Consider the following 20072-nt stretch of genomic DNA (forward strand, 5'->3'; position numbering starts at 1 on the left):
GGACAACCACGCGGGCACCACGGGTATTCCGCCTCCTCGACGCGATCGAGCCGGGCCCCGGAATCCCGGCAGGAGGCCGACGGCCCCCGACCACTTCCCCGTCGGGACGACGGTGACCCGGGGACGGCTGGTGCCGAGGAACGTTCGCCGGTACTCCCCGGTACTCCCCGGTACTTCCGAGGGCGCCCTCGACGCTGCCCGCCGCCCCGGCCCGCCGCCCCGACCTGCCGCCCCGGACCACCGACGGACCGACACGGAGCCGGGCCTCGAAGCCGACCCCGGACGATTTCCGGGGCCGACCGCCAGGGGCTGCCCGGCGGATCGTGCCGGGGCCGTGGCCGGGGGTGGAGTTTGCCCCTACTTCCCCAGGAAATAAGCCAGTTGGGCATCGGGTCGGGAGCCGCTGGAACACGTCGGCGGGCCGGGCCGCCGCCCCGCGGGCGACCGGACCCCGGAAGGGCCGCGCCCCGGATCGCCCAGGGAAGGGAGGCGCGCCGTGCCGCAGCCCGACGACGAGTGTCCGGCCGTCCTCGGGGGACGCCTTCCGCCCGACGGTCCGCGGCCCGTACGGCCTCGCCGGCGCCGCCGTACCGGGGCCCGGTGCACGCTGGCCGCCGGGGTCGCCGCCCTGGTCACCGGCGTCGCCCTGGCCGAGGGGCCGCTCATCGCCGCGGGACTGGTCCTGGCCGGCCTCGGCGCGCGACCGCCGGACGGGCAGGCCGGGCCGGACGGGGGCCCGGGCCGGCCGTGCGGCTGAGGGATGTGGACCGCCGGCGGTCGGGTGCGCACGGGTGGGTTCCGGTGCGCAGGAGTACGGGTGCCGGCTGTGGTCCGTCCGGTGGTCCGGGAGGGGAACGGGAGTTTCCGCGCCGAGCCCGTGCCCTGTGCGGGTGGCGCCGTCGGGTGCGGTGAGGGGCTGGACGGCGGACGTGGAGACGGGACCGCCGGTGACGGCGGACGCGGCTGCGAGGGGCCCGGGGCCCGCTGGGGACCACGGGCGCAGGCCGCCGGTAGGGTCGGTCGGCATGACCGTCGTCCGTTCCGTCGCCCTGTTCGTCGTCGCCGCCCTCTTCGAGATCGGCGGCGCCTGGCTGGTGTGGCAGGGCGTCCGCGAGCACCGGGGGTGGATCTGGGCCGGTGCCGGTGTCGTCGCGCTGGGGCTGTACGGGGTGGTGGCCACCTTCCAGTCCGACGACGACTTCGGGCGCGTTCTCGCCGCGTACGGCGGGATCTTCGTGGCCGGGTCGATCGTGTGGGGCATGGTCGCCGACGGCTACCGCCCCGACCGCTGGGACGTCGTCGGCGCCCTGGTGTGCCTCGCGGGCATGGCCGTGATCATGTACGCGCCCCGCAGCCGCTGACCTGCTCCTCCTCACCGCTCTCGCCGGCTGTCCCGTCGCCTCGCCGCTCTCGCCGGCTCTCCGTCGTCCCGCCGCTCCCGTCGGCTCCCCCTCAGTCCACCGGCCAGGTGTGCGCGGGGGCGTTGAGATGCATGTAGTCGATGTACTGCCGCGTCATGCGCCGCAGCGCCTCGTCGCGGCCCACACCGGGGGAGGCGGCCAGGTGGTGGAACATCTCCTTCTGCCAGACCGCGCCGTTGCGGGCCGTGACGCACCGCTGCTCGATGACGCCGAGCAGGGGCTCCCGCCAGGCCGCGTCCATCCCGGACAGCTCCAGGCCCCGGTGCGCCAGCGGCAGCAGCCGCCGCAGGACCAGCTCGGGCACCGGCGCCTCGCCCATCCCCGGCCAGTACAGGGACGCCTCGATGCCGTGCCGGGCCGCCAGGTGCAGGTTCTCCTCGGCGGCCGCGAAGGACATCCGGGACCACACCGGCCGTTCCTCCTCCACCAGGGCGCGGGTCAGGCCGTAGTAGAAGGCGCCGTTGGCCAGGGTGTCGGCGACGGTCGGACCGGCGGGCAGCACCCGGTTCTCCACCCTGACGTGCGGGATGCCGTCGGCGACCGCGTAGACCGGGCGGTTCCAGCGGTAGATGGTGCCGTTGTGCAGGGTCAGCTCGCCCAGCTCGGGGACGTCACCACGCTCCAGCGTCTCCGTCGGGTCCTGCTCGTCGCACAGCGGCAGGAGCGCGGGGAAGTAGCGCAGGTTCTCCTCGAACAGGTCGAAGACGCTGGTGATCCACCGCTCCCCGAACCACACCCGGGGCCGCACCCCCTGCACCTTGATCTCCTGCGGGCGGGTGTCGGTGGCCTGCTCGAACAGGGGGATCCGGGTCTCGTGCCACAGTTCCCTGCCGAACAGGAACGGCGCGTTGGCGGCCAGCCCGATCTGCACCCCGGCGACGGCCTGCGCGGCGTTCCAGTAGGCGGGGAACTCCTCCGGGGGGACCTGGAGGTGGAACTGGGTGCTGGTGCACGCGGCCTCCGGGGTGATCGTGTCCGCGTACGTGCGCAGCCGGTCGACGCCGTCCACCTCGATGCGCAGGTCCTCGCCCCGGGCCGCGAACACCTGGTCGTTGAGCAGCCGGTAGCGGGGGTTCTCCGACAGGGCGGCCTCGCCGATGTGCTCCTGGCGCAGCGTCGGCAGGATGCCGACCGTGATCAGCTGCGCGCCGACCGACCTGGCCCGCTCGTCGGCGTGGTTCAGCGCGGCACGGATCTCCGACTCCCACGCGTCGGGGCCGCCCTCCGTCAGACGGCGCGGCGGCACGTTGATCTCGAGGTTGAAGCGGCCCAGCTCGGTGGCCCAGGCCGGGTCCGCGATCGCCTCCAGCACGTCGCTGTTGCGCATCGCCGGCTCTGCCGCGTCGTCGACGAGGTTCAGCTCGATCTCCAGCCCCACCCGGGGCCGCTCGGACGCGAACCGGTCCTCGCGCAGCATCTGGGCGAACGCGTCGAGGCACTCCTGCATCTTGATCCGGTACCGGCGCCGGTCCTCGCGCGTGAAGACCACCGCCGGGACGTCCCGTCCCATGAGGCCTCCCGGGGTCCGGCTCCGTCTCGGACAGCTCTCCCGTCCAGCGTCGCACCACCGGGCGCCCCCGACCACGTGAGCCGGGCGCCCCCGGCCACGTGAGCCCGGACCGGCCACGTGAGCCCGGACCGGCCGCGGCGCCGGCACCGGACCGCTCCCGGACGGCAGGCTCGCGCCCCCGTCCGGGTGCCCCGCCGCCGGTCCCGCGGCGCATCACGGCTTGCGGGCGAGGCCTCCGTGCTCGGCGATGACCTCGGGCGCGGTCGCGGAGGGGTCCGGACGCCACAGGGGCACGGAGACCACGCCGGGCTCGACCAGCTCCAGCCCGTCGAAGAACGAGGTGATCTCCTCGACGGTCCGCAGGTTGTACGGGACGGCGCCGCTGGTGTTGTAGGAGTCCTGGGCCGCTTCGAAGACGGGGTCGATGCCACGGGAGCCGTCGTTGATCGAGAGGTAGCTGCCCGACGGCAGGGCCCCCATGAGCCGGGTCACCAGCTCGCGCCCCCGGTCGTAGTCGGCCACGTGACCGAGGATGTTGCTCAGGATGAGGGCGGTGGGCCGGCCGAGGTCCAGCGTCTCGGCGGCCGCCGCCAGGATGCGGTCCGGGTCGAGGACGTCGGCGTCGATGTAGGCGGTCGCGCCCTCGCGGGTGGAGTAGAGCAGGGCGCGGGCGTGCGCGAGGACCATCGGGTCGTTGTCGACGTAGACGATCCGGGACTCGGGGGCGATGCCCTGGGCGACCTCGTGGGTGTTCTCGGCGGTCGGCAGGCCGGTGCCGATGTCCAGGAACTGCCGGATGCCCGCCTCGGACACCAGGTAGGTGATGTTGCGGCGCAGGAAGGCCCGGCTGCTGCGGGCGATGGTGACGATGCCGGGGAAGACGGCGGTGTAGGCGTCGCCGGCCTCCTCGTCGACGGGGTAGTTGTCCTTCCCGCCGAGCCAGTAGTTCCAGATCCGGGCCGAGTGCGGGACCGAGGTGTCGATCTTCTGGTGCACCGACGATCCGGGCGTCGTCGCTGAGTCGCTCATGGGTGGCGTCCGTCTTTCAGCCGAGGCGTGCAGGTTCCACCGCACAACGTACGTCCCAACAGCCACGGTGTGCACACCAGTTCACCTCTTCGAACGAACCTGCCCCACGGTGGCCCGGCCCGCGTGCGGCGCGCCCGCCCCGAGTACCCCACCCGCCCCGCCCGGCGTGACCCGACCGCCCCACCCGGGCGCCGTCCCGCCCCGGCTCGTCCCGCCCCGGCCCCGTCCCGCCCTTGCCCGTCGAGCCGGTCCCATCGAGCCGTTCCCGTCGGGTCGTTCCCATCAGGTCGGTCCCATCAGGTCGGTCGTCCCGGACCCTTGACTCGCGACCCGGCAGTGGCGATCCTCGTCGCAACTATTGCGCGGTCATGACAATTCCGTGGGGTCGTGGGCGTCCCCGGATCCCCGGCGTCCCCGGCCCGTCACCGCGCGCTCCCGCCGACCGAGGGACGTGGGCAGTGACCCGTACCGGCCGCCCGTACCGCAGACACCGGCAGCTCACCGTCGTGTCGCTGCTCCTGCTCGTGCTCTCCCTGACCTTCGGCCCGACGCCGAGTTCGGCGGCCGGCGCCGACTGGTGGGACCCGACCGCCCGGCCCGCCCCCGACTCCGGGATCGGCGTCACCGGCGAACCGTTCACCGGCACGAACGCCCGGGGGGAGGTGCGCGGCTTCGTCGACGCGCACGACCACCTGTTCGCCAACGAGGCCTTCGGCGGCCGCCTCATCTGCGGCAAGGTCTTCTCCGAGGCGGGCGTCGCCGACGCGCTCAAGGACTGCCCCGAGCACTACCCCGACGGCTCCCTCGCGGTCTTCGACTACATCACCAGGGGCGGCGACGGCAGGCACGACCCGGTCGGCTGGCCCACCTTCGAGGACTGGCCCGCCCACGACTCGCTGACCCACCAGCAGAACTACTACGCCTGGGTGGAGCGCGCCTGGCGCGGCGGCCAGCGGGTGCTCGTCAACGACCTCGTCACCAACGGCGTGATCTGCTCGGTGTACTTCTTCAAGGACCGCGGCTGCGACGAGATGACGTCGATCCGCCTCCAGGCGAAACTCACGTACGACCTCCAGGCCTACGTCGACGGGATGTACGGCGGCACCGGCAAGGGCTGGTTCCGGATCGTCACCGACAGCGCCCAGGCCCGCCGGGTGGTCGAGCAGGGCAAGCTCGCGGTGATCCTCGGCGTCGAGACCTCGGAGCCCTTCGGCTGCAAGCAGGTCCTCGACGTCGCGCAGTGCGACCGGGAGGACATCGACAAGGGCCTGGACGAGCTGTACGCGCTCGGCGTGCGCAGCATGTTCCTGTGCCACAAGTTCGACAACGCGCTGTGCGGCGTCCGCTTCGACGAGGGCGGCCTCGGAACGGCCGTCAACGTCGGGCAGTTCCTGTCCACGGGCACCTTCTGGAAGACGGAGAGGTGCACCGGCCCGCAGCACGACAACCCCATCGGCACCGCGGCCTCCGGGGCGGAGGAGGACCTGCCGGCCGGCGTCGAGGTCCCCGCCTACGACGAGGACGCCCGGTGCAACGTCCGCGGGCTCACCGCCCTCGGCGAGTACGCCGTGCGCGGCATGATGCAACGCAGGATGATGCTCGAGATCGACCACATGAGCGTCAAGGCCACCGGCCGCGTCCTCGACATCCTCGAGTCCGCCTCCTACCCCGGCGTGCTCTCCTCGCACAGCTGGATGGACCTCGGCTGGACCGAGCGGGTCTACGGCCTCGGCGGCTTCGTCGCCCAGTACATGCACGGCTCCGAGGAGTTCAGCGCGGAGGCGGGGCGCACGGACGCCCTGCGCGACAAGTACGGCGTCGGCTACGGCTACGGCACCGACATGAACGGCGTCGGCGGCTGGCCTGCCCCGCGCGGCGCGGACGCCGCCGACCCGGTGACGTACCCCTTCCGCAGCGTCGACGGCGGGTCCGTCATCGACCGGCAGACCACCGGCGACCGCACCTGGGACCTCAACACCGACGGAGCCGCCCACTACGGCATGGTCCCCGACTGGATCGAGGACGTCCGCCTGGTCGGCGGCCAGGACGTGGTCGACGACCTGTTCCGCGGGGCGGAGTCCTACCTCGACACCTGGGGCGGCACCGAGACGCACCGGGCGGGCGTGAACCTCGCCGAGGGCGCTGCGGCGAAGGCCAGTTCGCAGGAGTGGAACCTCCTCACCGATTACGGGGCGGGCCGCGCGGTGGACGGCGACCCCGGTACCCGCTGGGCCAGTGACCGCAGCGACGGCCAGTGGCTGCGGATCGACCTCGGCGCCACGCACCCGGTCGGACGCGTCACCCTCGACTGGGAACGCGCGTACGGGAAGTCGTACCGGATCGATCTCTCCACCGACGGCCGGGACTGGCGGACGGTCTGGTCCACGGCCTCCGGTGACGGCGGCCTGGACACCGCCCGCTTCACCGCCACCCCCGCCCGCCACGTCCGCGTGCAGGGCCTGGCGCGCGGCACGCAGTGGGGGTACTCGCTGTACGAGGTCGGCGTGCACAGCGGCTGAGCACGCACCCCGCCCCGGTCCGCCCGCCCGCCTGCCTGCCCGGGGGCGGGCGGACCGCCACGAGCACGAAGGACACGCGCAGGGCACGGATGCCGTCGGCCGAACGCCGCCGGCAGCCCACCGGGGCGGCGATCCGGGTGACGGCCCGCGACGGCGTCGCCGCCGCGACGACCCGGTCCATCGCCGCCGAGGCGGGCGTGTCCCTGAGCGTCTTCCCCTACTGCCTCGACTCCAAGCAGGCCCTCGTCGAGTCCGTCATCACGACGATCACCGACCACTACGCCGGGGTCGTCCGGGAGGCGATCCGGCCGCGGGCCACCCTGGAGGAGACCGTCCGGGCATCTCGCACGACGCCAGTACGAGCTGTACGCCGACACCTACGCCGAACTCGTCGAGGAGCTGCGCGCGAGCACGGACCTCGAACTGCACGTGCCCGTAGCCGTCCTGGCCCGCTACCTGGCCGCCATGACCGACGGGCTCACCCTCAACTACCTGGTCCTCGGCGACGAAACCGCCTGGGCCGGTGTCCTCGACACCGTCACCGTCCACGTCGCCGACCTGGTGCGGCCCCCGTGACGGGCCGTCGTCCGGCCGAGGGGCGGGCCGTCGTCCGACCGGGAACGGGGCCGGGGCGGCGCGTCTCCCCGCCCCTCCCGCGGGCCCGCGCCGGCCACCGGACGGCAGCCGCCGTGCCGGGGGAGGGATCCCGCGCACCGACGGCCGTCGTGCTCAGCGGCGCAGCAGGTAGTGGCTGAGCAGGGAACGGGCCCGGTCCGGGCTGACGCCCAGCGCCGTGCCGACCGACTCCCAGGACAGCTCGTCGTCGCGCACCGCCCGGGCCGCCTCCTGCCCGATGTCGGGCAGCAGCCGCTCCAGCGTGGTCACGGCCTTGAGGGCGGCCACCGGCGCCCGCTCGGTCAGAGTGGTCAGCTGCTCCTCCAGCTGGTGGATCAGGTGCGTGAGCTGTTCGGGGAGCGGCACGGTCCGGCGCTCGACGGCGCGGATGTGCACCCGCCAGTCACTGCGCGCGGCGGAGACGTCCAGGTCGTGGAGCCGGCCGCCGGCCGTCCACCCCCCGTCGATCGGATGGGTCTCGCCGCGCCAGCCGCACGCGCAGGCCGCGCGGAAGCCGGCCGCTCTCGGGCGGCGGAGCCTGCCGTCGTACGCCCACCACTCGCTGGTCTCCAGCACGCTGTCGGCGCAGCTGCCGAAGTCCAGGTACACCGGCTTGGGCTCGCTGCCGTCGGCCAGGACCGCGCCCGCGATGCCCTCGTGGGACTCCCCGAACTCCTCCGTCGTCCAACCCACCGCTTCCTCCCCCTCGTCCGTCGCCCGTCCCGAGCGGGGCGCCACCGCACGGCGAGGACCGCCCCGGGGACGAACATGCCCCGGGCAGGCCACCGGTGAACCGTCCACCCCAGGCGTTCACCGGCTGGTCGGCACCCCGTGGGGCACGCCCCGCGGGCGACGGGACGTCGAGGGGGGCGACCACCGGGCGACGCGCCACCCGCTTCCGCGATCACCGGCGCCGCCATCGAGACGATCCGGCCTCCCGGCCGTATCCGGGGGCACGAGGGGCCGTGCACCCCCGGCCCCGCCGTCGAGCTAACCGAGCCAGTCGATCCAAGGGAACCCGCCTCATGAACGCAACCGCCGCCATCGGTGTCACCGGTCTCGGTGTGATGGGCCGCAACCTCGCCCGGAACTTCGCCCGCAACGGGTACACCGTCGCCGTCCACAACCGCACCGCCGGCCGCACCCGCGCGCTCGTCGAGGAGTTCGGCCACGAGGGCGCGTTCGTCGCGGCGGAGACGGCCCGGGAGTTCGTCGCCGCCCTCGAACGCCCCCGCCGGCTGATGATCATGGTGCAGGCGGGAGCCGTCACGGACGCCGTCATCGACGAGTTCGCCCCGCTCCTGGAGCCCGGCGACATGATCGTCGACGGGGGCAACGCCCACTTCGCCGACACCCGCCGCCGCGAGGAGGCGCTGCGCGCGCGTGGCCTCCACTTCGTCGGCGCCGGCGTCTCCGGCGGCGAGGAGGGCGCCCTGGAGGGGCCGTCGATCATGGTCGGCGGCTCGGCCGAGGCGTACGACGTGCTCGGGCCGATGTTCGAGGCGGTCAGCGCGCGGGTCGGCGGCGAGCCCTGCGCCGCGCACGTCGGCACCGACGGCGCCGGGCACTTCGTCAAGATGGTCCACAACGGCATCGAGTACGCCGACATGCAGCTCATCGCGGAGGCCTACGACCTGCTGCGCCAGGTCGCCGGATACACCCCGGCCGAGATCGCGGACGTCTTCCGCACCTGGAACCGGGGGCGGCTCGGCTCCTACCTCGTCGAGATCACCGCGGAGGTCCTCGCCCACACCGACGGGGCCACCGGGGCGCCGTTCGTGGACGTCGTGACCGACGCGGCCGGGCAGAAGGGCACCGGCCGCTGGACCGTGCAGACCGCCCTCGACCTCGGCTCGCCGGTCACCGCCATCGCCCAGGCCACCTTCGCCCGTGCCGCCTCCGGCCAGACGGCCCTGCGCGCCGCGTACGCCGGGCTGCCCGGCGGCACCACCCCCGCGATGAGCCGCACGGAGGCCGCGCGCTTCACCTCACAGGTGGAGCACGCCCTGTACGCCTCGAAGGTCATCGCCTACGACCAGGGCTGGAAGATGATCCAGGACGCGGCGGGCGAGTACGGCTGGAAGATCGACCTGGGCGCGGTCGCCCGGATCTGGCGCGGCGGCTGCATCATCCGCGCCTCGTTCCTGGACCGGATCCGCGCCGCCTGTGCCGCCGACCCCGAACTGGTCAGCCTGCTGGGGGAGATGGAGTTCGCGATGGAGATCACCGACGCCCAGGTGCCCTGGCGCGAGACGGTGGCCTCCGCGGCCCGCCGGGGCGTCCCGGTGCCCGCGTTCTCCGCGGCCCTCGCGCACTACGACACCCTGCGCGCCGGCCGGCTCCCCGCGGCCCTGCTCCAGGGCCAGCGCGACTACTTCGGCGCGCACACCTACGGCCGCACCGACCGGCCCGGCGCCTTCCACACGCGGTGGGCCGAGCCCGGCCGCCCGGAGACGGTCTCGGGCTGAGGCGCACCCCGCGTCCGGCCCGGGGGAACCGGGCCGGACGCGGCGGTCGGGCGGGCCGGGCCGGACGCGGCGGTCAGGCGCGCGGCGCCGGGAACGTCGGGTACTCGACGCCCGACACGTGCTGGACGACGCGGACGACCTGGCAGGAGTAGCCGAACTCGTTGTCGTACCAGAGGTAGAGGATCGCGTTGTCGCCCTCCACCTTCAGGGCGCCGGCGTCGACGATCGAGGCGTGGCGCGAGCCGATGAAGTCGCTGGAGACCGCGTCGGGGGCGCTGATGAAGTCGATCTGGCGCTTCAGCGGCGAGGTCAGCGAGACGTCCCGCAGGTAGTCGAGGACCTCCTCGCGGCCGGCCTCGCGGGCCAGCTGGAGGTTGAGGATCGCGATCGACACGTCCGGCACCGGCACGCGGATCGAGCTGCCGGTGATCCGCGCGTCGAGGTCGGGCAGCGCCTTGGCGACGGCGGAGGCGGCGCCCGTCTCGGTGATGACCATGTTGAGCGGCGCGGAGCGGCCCCGGCGGTCGGACTTGTGGTAGTTGTCCAGCAGGTTCTGGTCGTTGGTGAACGAGTGGACGGTCTCCACGTGGCCGCGCAGCACGCCGTACTCGTCCGCCATCGCCTTCAGCGGCGGGACGATCGCGTTGGTGGTGCAGGACGCGCAGGACAGGATCCGCTCGTCCGGCTTGATCGTGTCGTGGTTGACGCCGTGCACGATGTTGGGGACGTCGCCCTTGCCGGGCGCGGTCAGCACGACCTTGTCGATGCCGGGGCGCAGGTGCTTCGACAGCCCCTCGCGGTCACGCCACTTGCCGGTGTTGTCGATGAGGATGGCGTCGGTGATGCCGTACGCCGTGTAGTCGACCTGGCTCGGGTCGTCGGCGTAGATCACCTTGATCTCGTTGCCGTTGGCGACGATGGTGCTGTTGTCCTCGTCGACGGTGATCGTGCCCTGGAACTGGCCGTGCACGGAGTCACGGCGCAGCAGCGACGCCCGCTTGACGAGGTCCTGCTCGCCGCCCCCGCGCACCACGACGGCGCGCAGCCGCAGGCCGTTGCCGGACCCGGACTTCTCGATGAGCAGGCGGGCGACGAGGCGGCCGATGCGGCCGAAGCCGTACAGCACGACGTCGCGCGGCTCCCGGCGCTCGATCTTGTGGGCGCCGGTGGCGCCGGCCACGGCCTCGGCGGTGAACTCCGGCACCGACAGGCCGTGGTCGTCCGTCCGGTAGTGCTCGGCGAGCAGGCCGATGTCGATCTGGGACGGGCCGAGGTCGAGCGCGGTGAGGGCCTGCAGGAACGGCAGGGTCTCGGTGACCGAGAGCTCCTCGCCGGCGATCTGCCGGGCGAAGCGGTGGGTCTTGAGGATGCTCACCACCGACTTGTTCACCAGGGAGCGGCTGTGCAGCAGGACGGTGACGTCCCGCTCCCGGTGGAGTTTCCCGATCATCGGGATCATCGACTCCGCGATCTCCTCGCGGTGCTTCCAGTTGGTGAACGAGTCGTCGTTGACAGTCACAGGATTCTCTTTCGAGCTAGGTGGCGCTCATATGCTAACCACCCCCTCCTTCGATCATTCAAGCGGCCCCCCGCTCAGGTGGGCGCGGGCCCGGAACGCGAGGACGCGGCCCTTCGTCGCGGTGGCTCCCGGCCGTGTCGCCGGCGCGCGGCCGGCGCGGGATGCCGGGGGCGCACGGCGCGCCGAGCGGCCCCGCGGCGGCACCGGTCCACGCCGCGGGGCCGCATCCGTCGACGGACTCCTGCGGTCCCCGTGTGCCGCCGTGCGCCACGAACGCGGTGCTCGGTACGGCGGTGCCGAGCGCGCCGCCGACCTCGCGGACCGTGGTGTCGCTCAGGCGCCGGTGCGTTCCTGCTCGGCGAGGCGGCGGCGGGCCTCCGCCCAGTCGACGGGCAGTCCGGCGGCCGGGACCCGCCAGAACGTGAACGCCGAGGCCTTCGTCGTGGCGCGCAGCCCGGTCATGGCCGACCGGTGCGGTTCGGTCCGCGCGTACCGGTACAGGGCCTCCTCGCTCTCCCAGGCCGACAGGGTCCAGAAGGTGCGCTTGAAGGGCTGGGCGACGAGCGAGGCGCCGTACGCGCCCGGCGCGCGGGTGACCTGCCGCCACGCGCCGAGGGATTTCAGGAAGAAGCGCGGGACGTCCTTGAGGGAGCGGACCTCGAAGCGGGAGGCCATGACGACGGCCTCGGCGCCGGGGGCGGGCTCGTCGAGCGTGGTCCAGGGCAGGGTGGGCATGGCTGTGCCCTTCCGTGAGACGGGCGGGACGGGAAAACGGGCGGCGCGGGAAGAGGCATCCGTGGCGGAACAATTGGATACCTTCACTATCCATGTTAGACAGTGGAGGTATCCAATTTCCAGAGCGGAGCCGTCCCGATGCGCATGTCCGAGCTGAGCCGCCGCAGCGGCGTCCCCGTCGCGACGATCAAGTACTACCTCCGCGAGGGGCTCCTCCCGCCCGGCCGGCAGACCTCCGCGACCCAGGCGGAGTACGACGACCAGCACCTGCGCCGCCTGCGCCTGATCCGCGCGCTGACCGGTGTGCGGGGACTGTCCGTCGCCACCACCCGCGAGGTGCTGGACGCGCTGGCGGCGCACCCCGGCGACCCCCACGTCCTGCTCGGCCTCGCCCTGGGCTCCGTGTCGCTGTCCGGCGATTCCCCCGCACCGGACCCGGCGGCCGGCGAGGTCGAGGCGCTCGTCGAGGAGCTGGGCTGGCGCGTGCACGAGAGGGCGCCCGCCCGCGCCACCCTCGCCGGGGCCCTGACCTCGCTGCACTCGCTCGGCGTCCCCGTGGAACGCCACACCCTGCTGGCCTACGCCCGGCTCGCCGAACGCGTCGCCGCCGTCGACCTCGACCAGCTCGACGGCCTCACCGACCCGCTGGAGAGCGCCGAGCGGGCCCTGCTGCTGACCGTCCTGCTGGAACCCGCCCTGATGGCGCTGCGCCGGATGGCCCAGGAGAACGAGTCGGCCCGGCGCCACACGCCGTAGCCGCCCCCGGAGACGGCGCCCGCGGCGGCGGGCGGGACGAGCCGGACGAGCCGGACGGCCGGAGCCCGATTGCCCGCCGGTGGACTGGGTACGCGTGGCCGGACCCGCCAACCACCGCTACCCGGGGAGCTGCCATGGAGACACCCGCCCACGACACCGCCGCCGCGCGGGCGCTGGACGCGCTGGCCAGGGACACCGGCGACACGAACGCACTGGACACCCTCGCGCACTGCGAGGTGCTGGTGCCGGTGCCCGAGGACGCCACCGACGAGGACGTGACCAACCCCAGCATGCTGGCCCTGCCCGTCCTGGAGCAGCCGGGCACGTCGCCCGTCGTCCCGGTCTTCACCTCCGAACCGGAGATGGCCGACCTGCTCCCGGGGGTGGACCGCTACCGCCTGGTGCCCCTCGGCGCACTGGCCCACCAGTGGCCGGAGGGCGAACTGTCCCTCTCCATCGACGCCGCGGGCGACCACCCGCTGACCCTCACCTCGGAAGGGGTGCGCACCCTGCTGGCCCGCTGAGACCGCCCGTCACCACGAGCCCGGCCCCGTGGGCGCCGCGGCCCCGCCGTGCCGGGCCGGTCGTGCCGGCCCTGCCGTGCCGGGCTCAGCCGGCCAGCATGCGGGTCAGCACCTCGCGCTGGAGCGGCAGCACCTCGCCGTGCAGGGCCCGGCCCTTCGGGGTGAGGGCGACCCACACCCCGCGCCGGTCCTCCGCGCAGACGGACCGCTCCACCAGGCCGTCCTTCTCCAGCCGCCCTATGAGGCGGGAGAGGGCGCTCTGGCTCAGGTGGACGCGTCCGACGAGGTTCTGCACCCGGCACTGGTCGCCCGGCCGGGGCGCCTCGGCGGCCAGGATGTCGAGCACCTCGAAGTCGCTCGCCCCGAGACCGTGCGGATGCAGCGCGCGGTCGATCTCGCACGTCGTGCGCGCGTGCACCGACAGGATGTCCCGCCACCGGTCCTCGAGGTCCGTTCCGGCCGTCTTCGCTGCCATACCTGCACGGTAACACCGGGAACCCGGTTTGTTTACTGTGCAACTAATGCGGGCGCAAGGGCCCTCGGCGACGCGGCGGCAGGGGGACCGGGCGACCGGGGTCCGGGGGAGGGGCCACCGTGCAGCCGGCCGCCCGGCACGGCCGATCAGCGGCCGTCGTCCGGGTGGTGGACGCTGAGGTCCCCGTAGGCCGACAGGACGCCGGCCAGGTCACCGGGTTCGTGCCGCAGGGTGGCGTCCAGGAAGGCGAGAGTGGCCGCGGCGACGACGTGCGGGCTCTCGGTGCGGCCCAGGGAGCCGACCAGCGAGGGCACGGGCGGCAGGTAGAGGGGGCCGTCCATGAAGGTGAGGTGCGCGGCGCCGGGGACGGTGAGCCGGTAGCTCGTCGCGGTGCTGAGCTCGAGGGCCTCGGTGAGGCGGGGCAGGTAACGCGGGTCGGTTCCCGAGGTGATGGCCTGGGTGAGCGCGAGCGCCGGCTGGCGGAGGGCGGGGGAGACGGGGCCGTGGGGGTAGCCGTCCAGATCGACGACGGCGTCGAACCGGCGGTCCCGCCGGGCTGCCAGCAGAGCGGCGGCACCCCCCATGGAGTGGCCGGTGACCGCGACCCGGCCGGTGTCCAGGCGTCCGGTCAGCGGGCCGGTGATCTCCCCTCCGCCCAGACGGTCCAGCTGGGTGAGGACGAAGCCGAGGTCGGCGGCCCGCACGGCCGTCCAGCCGGCCGCCAGCCTCTCGTCCTCCTCCCGGTCCCCGGTGGAGACGGTCTCGGAGCGGATCGTCCGGCCGTCGGCGAGGACGACGGCCGCGGAGTCGTACGGGTGGTCGAGGGCGGCGACCACGTAGCCGTGGCTGGCCAGTTCCTCCGCCCAGGCCGTGTTCTGGGTACGCACCCCGCCCGACCCGGGGGAGAACAGCACGACCGGGAACCGTCCGCCCGCGTCGGCCACCGGGGCGTCGAAGACCGCACGGGTGCGGGCCCGCGGCACGCCGTCGACCAGGAAGCCGGGCAGGCCGACCTGGCGGGCGAGGGCATCGGAAACGGTGCGCGCCTCGTGCTCCGTGCGCCCGAGGTACGGGGCGCGAGGCGCGCCCGCGGGGCTCTTCCGCGCGGGATACCAGAGCTGGACCACGACCGTGCGCCGGTCGTGCGGGTCGGCGGTGAAGCTCTCGGGGCGGCGCGGATCGGTCCACTGCACCACGCGGGTGCCGACCGCGAAACGGCCCGACGGCTCGGGGAACACGGGCACGGGAAAGGCCCAGGCGGCCACCGGGCCCGTGGCGATCAGGCCGACGCAGGCCACCGACCCCGGCACCGCCAGCCACCGTCGGGCCCGCCACGCCGGCCGGCCGGTGCGGCGTCGCAGCAGGGGCGAGAGGGCGAACGGCGCCGCGACGGCGGCGCCCGCCAGGACGGGCAGCATCTGCCAGCGGATCCCCACCGCGCCCAGCACGATCGCGGACGGCACGAGAACCGCCCCCGCCGCGATCGTGACGCGCGGGCGGGCGGCGGGGGGAAGCCAGCGCGCCACCACCAGCGCGACGGCGCCCAGCAGGGCGAGGAATTCCGGAGGGGACAGGTACAGCCCCGCGATGATCTCGGTCACCCGGCCATCCTCGGGGCGGGGCACGCCGTGCCACATCGGCCCCGGGTCGCCCCCGCATGCGACCGCGGTCGCATTCCGGGGCACCTCCCCCGTACGACCGGAGTCGCATCCGGGCGCCTCACCCGTGCGACCGGAGCCGGGCACGCCGGGTCGACGGCCGCGCCGCGGCCGCGGAAGGCGGCGGGGCTCCTCCCGCGGTCGTACCCCGGGGCGGTGCCGTCCTCGGCCCCGGGCGTCACCGGCGCCGCACGACCCTCCGCCGCGGCTGTCACGAGGAGCGCGGTGCCGCGGCGGAGGCCGGATCCGCGGCGGCGGAACCTCCGCGGTGATCACCGCGACCCGCGGCCGGGCCCCCGGTCGCCGCGGGTCGCGGTGTACGCGTGCACCGCGGCAGCGCAGCGCAGCGCAGGGAGGGCGGGTGGGCGCCGTGCGGGGAGGGCGGGTGTGTGGGGGGCCGTGACGACCGAACCGGTGACCGAACTCGGCGGCGGGGAGGTGCGCTTCCGTCGCCGCGCGCCCGGGCGGTCCCCCTTCCCGGCCCGCCGTCATCCGGCCCCACATCCGGCCCCACATCCGGCCCCGCATCCGGCCCCGGCCGCCCTCAGGTCGACTCGCGGGTGACCAGTTCCGTCGGGAGGATGACCGCGGCCGGGTCCTCGCCGCCGATCTGCGCGAGGAGGACGCGGACCATCTCGCTGCTGATCCGGTCCCAGGGCTGGCGGATCGTGGTGAGCGCGGGGGTGGAGGAGGTGGCCGCGGGGGAGTCGTCGAAGCCGCCGACCGCGACGTCCTCCGGCACCCTGCGGCCCGCCCGCCGCAGCGCGGCCAGCACCCCCTGTGCCATCAGGTCGGACGCGACGAACACCGCGTCCAGGTCGGGGGCCTGCGCCAGTAGCCGCTCGGCTCCCGCGTCACCGCTGGCCCGGCTGTAGTCCCCGGACACGACCAGCCGCTCGTCGAACCCGATGCCCGCCTCGGCGAGCACCTCCTTGTAGCCGGCGAGCCGCTCCACACCGCCGGGGGTGTCCAGCGGGCCCGTGACCACCCCGATCCGGCGCCGGCCCCGGTCGAGCAGGTGGCGCACCATGTCCCGGGCGCCGTCGCGGTCGTCGGCGGCCACGTAGCTGACCTTCGACCCGATCCCGATCGGCTTGCCGCAGGCGACGAGCGGCACGCCCGCCTCGCGCAGTTCGGTGGCGACCGGGTCCCCGGAGTGGCTGGACACCAGCAGCACCCCGTCGACGTGCCCGGCGGTGATGTACCGGGTGATGCGCCGCCGCTCGTCCTCGGTCCCGGCCAGCATCAGCAGCAGGGGGACGTCGTGCGCGGCCAGTGCCTGGGTGCAACCCCGCAGCAGCACGTTGAAGTTGGGGTCCTCGAAGAACCGCTCCTGGGGCTCCGTCAGCAGGAAGCCGACGGAGTCGGAGCGGCCCGTGATCAGGGAGCGGGCGTGCCGGTTCACGACGTAACCCGTCCTGCGGATGGCGGCGTCGACCGCCTGCTGGGCGGCCGGACTGACGTAGTGGCCGCCGTTGAGCACGCGCGAGACGGTCCCTCGTGAGACCCCCGCCTCGCGCGCCACGTCATGGATGGTCGGCGGCCTGCGCCTGCCCCCGGTGTTGCTCATGGTCATGACTTTACGGCCCCGGACAGCAGGTCCAGACTCCAGAACCGCTGGACGACCAGGAACAGCGCCACCAGGGGGAGCACCGCGAGGAACGCGCCGGTGATCACCAGGGTGTACAGGGCCGGTGCGTTGGCGCCCTGTTCCAGCAGCGTGAACAGGCCGAGCGTGATCGGGAACTTCTCGTCGTCGCTGAGCATGATGTACGGCAGCAGGAAGTTGTTCCACACGGCGACGAACTGGAAGAGGAACACCGTCACCATGCCGGGGACCATCATCGGCAGGGCGATCCGGGTGAAGATCCGCCACTCGCTCGCCCCGTCCATCCGGCCGGCCTCCACCACGTCGGCCGGCACGGCCGCGGCCGCGTAGATGCGCGAGAGGTAGACGCCGTAGGGGGAGAGGATCTGCGGCAGCAGCACGGACCAGTAGGAGTCCGTGAGATCGGCCTGGGCCATCAGCAGGTACTGCGGCACGGCCAGGATGACCGGCGGCATCAGCACGCCCGCCAGCAGGACGTTGAACATCGTCTCGCGGCCGCGGAAGCGGTACGTCGCCAGCGCGTAGCCGCTGAACGCGGACACGCACGTCGACAGCAGGGCGCCGAGACCGGCGTAGAGGGCGGAGTTGCCCATCCACTTCCAGTAGACGCCGTCGCGGTAGGCGTTCAGGTCCGCGATGTTGTCGGTGAGGCCGCTGCCCGGCAGGAACGTGAAGGTGGAGAAGAGCTCGCTGCCCGACTTGGTGGACGCGATCACCACCCACGCCACCGGCAGCAGGCAGTACAGCGCGCCGAGCAGCAGCGTGATCGTGGGGACCAGGGCGACGCGGCGGCGCAGCGGCGGGCGGCCGCGGTCGGCGCCCGCGGTGCCGGCCGCGGTGCCGGCCGCGGACGGGGCCTTGTGGACGGCGGGAGAACTCACTGGGCTGCCCCCTGCTTGTTGCGACGGTTCGCGGCCCGCAGGAAGCCGAAGGACAGCAGCAGCGTGGCGATGGCGATGATCACGGCCTGGGCGGCCGCCGCGTGGATGTCACCGGTGCCGAACGCGTCCCGGTAGACCTTCATCAGCGGACTCCACGTCGTGGAGACGGAGTTGGTGAGCGGTTTGAGGGTCGTCGGCTCGTTGAACACCTGGAGGGTCGCGATGATCGAGAAGAAGAAGGTCAGCACCAGCGAGGGCGCCACCATCGGGATCTTGATCCGGAGCGCGATCTGCAGCGGGGTGGCGCCGTCCAGCCTGGCCGCCTCGTACACCTCGGCAGGGATGGCCCGGAGCGAGGTGTAGATGACGATCATGTTGAAGCCGGTGCCGCCCCACACCGCGATGTTGGACAGGGCGAGGTACAGCGGGCCGCCGTCCAGCAGGTCCGGCTGCGGCAGGCCCAGCCGGTCCAGCACGAAGTAGAACGGGCTGACGTCCGGCAGGTACAGGAAGCCCCACAGCAGCGCCGCCACGACGCCGGGGACGGCGTACGGCAGGAAGATCGCGAGGCGGGTGAACGGGGCCAGCCGCACCTTGTCGGAGTCGAGCATCAGCGCGAAGACCAGGGCGAGTCCCAGCATCACCGGGACGACGACGCACCCGTAGCCGAGGACGCGCAGGGTGCCGTCCAGCAGCTCGCTGTCGGTGAAGGCGTCGGCGTAGTTCTCCAGGCCGGCCCAGACCTCCTTGCGGGCGCCGGAGCCCAGGCCGAGGCCGGACACCCTCACCTTGCGGAAGCTGAGCCAGACCGCGTACCCGATGGGCAGCGCGAAGAAGAGGGCGAACAGGACGGTGGCGGGGAGGAGGAAGGCGTACGGGGCCCCCTTGACCCCGTACGGCTTCCGGCGTGCGCTCGTCACTCGGAGACCTCGAAGCCCTGCTTCTTCATGTCGGCGACGGTGTCCGCCTGCATCTTCTCCAGGGCGGCGGAGAAGTCCGACCTGTTCTTCGCGGCGGCGCCGAAGGCGTCCTTGAAGGTGGTGTAGGCGACGTTCACGTTCGGGCCCCAGGCGGAGGGCGCCGTGGTCTTCGCGATCTTCGCGGCGGTGGTGTAGAAGTCCGCCTGGTTCGAGAAGTACTCCGGCGGGTTGATGAAGGCGCCGCTGAGCTGGGCGGAGGTGGAGGCCGGGTAGATGCCGCTCTCCTTGGCCAGCGCGTTGAGCGCGTCGCCGTCGGTGTTCAGCCAGGCGGCGAACTTCGCGGCGGCCTCCTTGTCCTTCGAGTCCGTGGTGACGGCGGTGGACGAACCGCCCCAGCTGCCGGTGACGTCGTCGGTCTGCGACCACTGGGGGAGCGGGGCCATGGCCCACTTGCCCTTGGTGTCCGGGGCGGCGGTGGTCAGGGTGCCCGGTGCCCACACGGCGCTGACCCAGGCGATCTGCTTGCCGGTGTTGAGCGCCTTGTTCCAGGCCGGGGTGTACATCGGCTGGTTGTCGACGGCGCCCTCCGCGACGAGGCCGCCCCAGAAGTCGGCGACCTTCCTGGTGGCCGCGTCGTCGATGCCGACCTGCCACTTGTCGCCGGCGGTGGTCCACCACTGGGCGCCGGCCTGCTGGGCGAGGCCCGCGAAGAGTCCGGAGTCGTTGGCCGAGAAGGTGGTCAGGTCCGTGCCGGGGGACTTCTTCTTCAGCGCGCGGGCGGTCTCGGCGAACTGCTCCCAGGTGGTGGGGACGGTCAGGCCGTACTTCTCGAACAGGTCCTCGCGGTAGTAGAACATCATCGGGCCGATGTCCTGCGGCACCGCGTAGACCGCGTCCGTGCCCAGCGTCGTCTGCTGCCAGACGCCGTCGGCGAACTTGCTCTTCGCGTCGCCGACGTCCTTCGCTATGTCCGCCAGCGCGTCGTTGCTGACCAGCGTCGGCAGCGCCTGGTACTCGGCCTGGACCAGGTCGGGGGCCTTGCCCGCCTTGTGCGCGGTGAGGATCTTGGTGACCAGCGTGTCGCCGGACGCCTGCTTCTTCACCGTGACGGTGATCTGCTCCTTCTTGCCCGGTCCCTTGTTCCACAGGTCCACGACCTTGTCCATGCCGGGCGTCCACGTCCAGTACGTGAGCGAGACCGGACCCGACCGGGCCTCGTCGTCGGACGAGCCGCAGGCGGCGAGTGCGGTGGCGCCGAGCGCGACGGCGACGGCGGACGCTGCGACCCTGAAGAGCCGCCGGCGCTGGGTGTTGGGCATGGGTTTCTCCCCTGACCGGGGTTCCCACCTGCTGCGGGAACCTGCCATGCGTCACATGGACCGGTGTCCTCGCCCGACGCGAGGCCCCGCCATGCTTCTGTGAGCGTTCACAGT

The 20072-nt window shown here is 73.4% G+C and carries 17 protein-coding genes and 1 pseudogene; 7 read left to right on the top strand and 11 right to left on the bottom strand.

What is annotated here, in order from left to right; all coding sequences use genetic code 11:
* The first annotated feature begins 496 nt into the window (after window positions 1-496).
* Window positions 497-757 (top strand): hypothetical protein, encoded by a 261-nt coding sequence (locus ACF09K_RS13200; protein WP_392243059.1) that lies wholly within the window; start codon window positions 497-499, stop codon window positions 755-757.
* 268 nt (window positions 758-1025) lie between these two features.
* Entirely contained in the window at window positions 1026-1361 is a 336-nt protein-coding gene (locus tag ACF09K_RS13205) for a YnfA family protein (RefSeq protein ID WP_392243060.1), read from the top strand.
* Window positions 1362-1452: 91 nt separating this feature from the next.
* On the opposite strand, the gene ACF09K_RS13210 is transcribed toward ACF09K_RS13205, so the two are convergent.
* Both ACF09K_RS13210 and ACF09K_RS13215 read right to left on the bottom strand, forming a co-directional pair.
* Complete coding sequence (locus ACF09K_RS13210; RefSeq protein WP_392243061.1) at window positions 1453-2931, bottom strand: glutamate--cysteine ligase; 1479 nt, start codon at window positions 2929-2931, stop codon at window positions 1453-1455.
* Window positions 2932-3144: 213 nt separating this feature from the next.
* Window positions 3145-3960, bottom strand: a complete 816-nt coding sequence (locus tag ACF09K_RS13215; protein WP_392243063.1) for an SAM-dependent methyltransferase — start codon at window positions 3958-3960, stop codon at window positions 3145-3147.
* 458 nt (window positions 3961-4418) lie between these two features.
* On the opposite strand from ACF09K_RS13215, the gene ACF09K_RS13220 reads away from it, so the two are divergent.
* Together ACF09K_RS13220 and ACF09K_RS13225 are read left to right on the top strand one after the other, a co-directional pair.
* Entirely contained in the window at window positions 4419-6479 is a 2061-nt protein-coding gene (locus ACF09K_RS13220) for a discoidin domain-containing protein (RefSeq protein ID WP_392243064.1), read from the top strand.
* Between the two features lie 89 nt (window positions 6480-6568).
* Window positions 6569-7055: pseudogene (locus tag ACF09K_RS13225) on the top strand (TetR/AcrR family transcriptional regulator).
* Between the two features lie 153 nt (window positions 7056-7208).
* Here the strand turns inward: ACF09K_RS13225 and ACF09K_RS13230 are convergent.
* The gene (locus tag ACF09K_RS13230) at window positions 7209-7787 is read right to left on the bottom strand and encodes a hypothetical protein (protein WP_392243066.1); all 579 of its coding nucleotides are present in this window, start codon (window positions 7785-7787) and stop codon (window positions 7209-7211) included.
* Between the two features lie 332 nt (window positions 7788-8119).
* Between ACF09K_RS13230 and gndA the strand changes: the two genes are divergently transcribed.
* Window positions 8120-9562 (top strand): NADP-dependent phosphogluconate dehydrogenase, encoded by a 1443-nt coding sequence (gene gndA / locus ACF09K_RS13235; protein ID WP_392243068.1) that lies wholly within the window; start codon window positions 8120-8122, stop codon window positions 9560-9562.
* Window positions 9563-9635: 73 nt separating this feature from the next.
* On the opposite strand, the gene ACF09K_RS13240 is transcribed toward gndA, so the two are convergent.
* Both ACF09K_RS13240 and ACF09K_RS13245 read right to left on the bottom strand, forming a co-directional pair.
* The gene (locus ACF09K_RS13240) at window positions 9636-11081 is read right to left on the bottom strand and encodes a glyceraldehyde-3-phosphate dehydrogenase (RefSeq protein ID WP_392243069.1); all 1446 of its coding nucleotides are present in this window, start codon (window positions 11079-11081) and stop codon (window positions 9636-9638) included.
* A gap of 333 nt (window positions 11082-11414) precedes the next feature.
* Complete coding sequence (locus ACF09K_RS13245) at window positions 11415-11816, bottom strand: DUF3291 domain-containing protein (protein WP_392243071.1); 402 nt, start codon at window positions 11814-11816, stop codon at window positions 11415-11417.
* Window positions 11817-11954: 138 nt separating this feature from the next.
* On the opposite strand from ACF09K_RS13245, the gene ACF09K_RS13250 reads away from it, so the two are divergent.
* Window positions 11955-12572 carry a MerR family transcriptional regulator gene (locus ACF09K_RS13250; protein WP_392243072.1) on the top strand — a complete coding sequence of 206 codons (618 nt, stop codon included), beginning with the start codon at window positions 11955-11957 and terminating at the stop codon, window positions 12570-12572.
* Between the two features lie 134 nt (window positions 12573-12706).
* The gene (locus ACF09K_RS13255; RefSeq protein ID WP_392243074.1) at window positions 12707-13096 is read left to right on the top strand and encodes an SseB family protein; all 390 of its coding nucleotides are present in this window, start codon (window positions 12707-12709) and stop codon (window positions 13094-13096) included.
* 85 nt (window positions 13097-13181) lie between these two features.
* Here the strand turns inward: ACF09K_RS13255 and ACF09K_RS13260 are convergent, their stop codons facing one another.
* From ACF09K_RS13260 to ACF09K_RS13285, 6 genes are all read right to left on the bottom strand, one after another.
* Window positions 13182-13571, bottom strand: a complete 390-nt coding sequence (locus tag ACF09K_RS13260; RefSeq protein ID WP_392243075.1) for a MarR family winged helix-turn-helix transcriptional regulator — start codon at window positions 13569-13571, stop codon at window positions 13182-13184.
* A 146-nt stretch (window positions 13572-13717) separates the two neighbouring features.
* On the bottom strand, window positions 13718-15208 hold the full coding sequence (locus ACF09K_RS13265; RefSeq protein ID WP_392243077.1) for an alpha/beta hydrolase family protein: 1491 nt from the start codon (window positions 15206-15208) through the stop codon (window positions 13718-13720).
* A gap of 565 nt (window positions 15209-15773) precedes the next feature.
* Window positions 15774-16805, bottom strand: a complete 1032-nt coding sequence (locus tag ACF09K_RS13270) for a LacI family DNA-binding transcriptional regulator (RefSeq protein WP_392243079.1) — start codon at window positions 16803-16805, stop codon at window positions 15774-15776.
* The gene (locus ACF09K_RS13275) at window positions 16802-17719 is read right to left on the bottom strand and encodes a carbohydrate ABC transporter permease (RefSeq protein WP_392243081.1); all 918 of its coding nucleotides are present in this window, start codon (window positions 17717-17719) and stop codon (window positions 16802-16804) included. Before ACF09K_RS13275 ends, ACF09K_RS13270 begins: the two co-directional genes overlap by 4 nt.
* A complete protein-coding gene (locus ACF09K_RS13280) occupies window positions 17716-18639 on the bottom strand; it encodes a carbohydrate ABC transporter permease (RefSeq protein ID WP_392243083.1) in 924 nt (307 codons plus the stop codon). Before ACF09K_RS13280 ends, ACF09K_RS13275 begins: the two co-directional genes overlap by 4 nt.
* The gene (locus ACF09K_RS13285; protein WP_392243085.1) at window positions 18636-19958 is read right to left on the bottom strand and encodes an extracellular solute-binding protein; all 1323 of its coding nucleotides are present in this window, start codon (window positions 19956-19958) and stop codon (window positions 18636-18638) included. Before ACF09K_RS13285 ends, ACF09K_RS13280 begins: the two co-directional genes overlap by 4 nt.
* Window positions 19959-20072 lie beyond the last annotated feature (114 nt).

The sequence above is a fragment of the Streptomyces sp. NPDC014882 genome (genome assembly GCF_043081325.1).
In the GTDB taxonomy this organism is placed as follows: Bacteria; Actinomycetota; Actinomycetes; order Streptomycetales; family Streptomycetaceae; genus Streptomyces.

Excerpts from the sequence above, each read along its gene's own strand:
- ACF09K_RS13250 (WP_392243072.1), top strand. The coding sequence starts at position 11,955 with ATGCGCATGTCCGAGCTGAGCCGCCGCAGCGGCGTCCCCGTCGCGACG.
- ACF09K_RS13245 (WP_392243071.1), bottom strand. The coding sequence starts at position 11,816 with ATGCCCACCCTGCCCTGGACCACGCTCGACGAGCCCGCCCCCGGCGCC.
- ACF09K_RS13255 (WP_392243074.1), top strand. The coding sequence starts at position 12,707 with ATGGAGACACCCGCCCACGACACCGCCGCCGCGCGGGCGCTGGACGCG.
- ACF09K_RS13205 (WP_392243060.1), top strand. The coding sequence starts at position 1,026 with ATGACCGTCGTCCGTTCCGTCGCCCTGTTCGTCGTCGCCGCCCTCTTC.
- ACF09K_RS13265 (WP_392243077.1), bottom strand. The coding sequence starts at position 15,208 with ATGTGGCACGGCGTGCCCCGCCCCGAGGATGGCCGGGTGACCGAGATC.
- ACF09K_RS13285 (WP_392243085.1), bottom strand. The coding sequence starts at position 19,958 with ATGCCCAACACCCAGCGCCGGCGGCTCTTCAGGGTCGCAGCGTCCGCC.
- ACF09K_RS13210 (WP_392243061.1), bottom strand. The coding sequence starts at position 2,931 with ATGGGACGGGACGTCCCGGCGGTGGTCTTCACGCGCGAGGACCGGCGC.
- gndA (WP_392243068.1), top strand. The coding sequence starts at position 8,120 with ATGAACGCAACCGCCGCCATCGGTGTCACCGGTCTCGGTGTGATGGGC.
- ACF09K_RS13270 (WP_392243079.1), bottom strand. The coding sequence starts at position 16,805 with ATGACCATGAGCAACACCGGGGGCAGGCGCAGGCCGCCGACCATCCAT.
- ACF09K_RS13260 (WP_392243075.1), bottom strand. The coding sequence starts at position 13,571 with ATGGCAGCGAAGACGGCCGGAACGGACCTCGAGGACCGGTGGCGGGAC.
- ACF09K_RS13215 (WP_392243063.1), bottom strand. The coding sequence starts at position 3,960 with ATGAGCGACTCAGCGACGACGCCCGGATCGTCGGTGCACCAGAAGATC.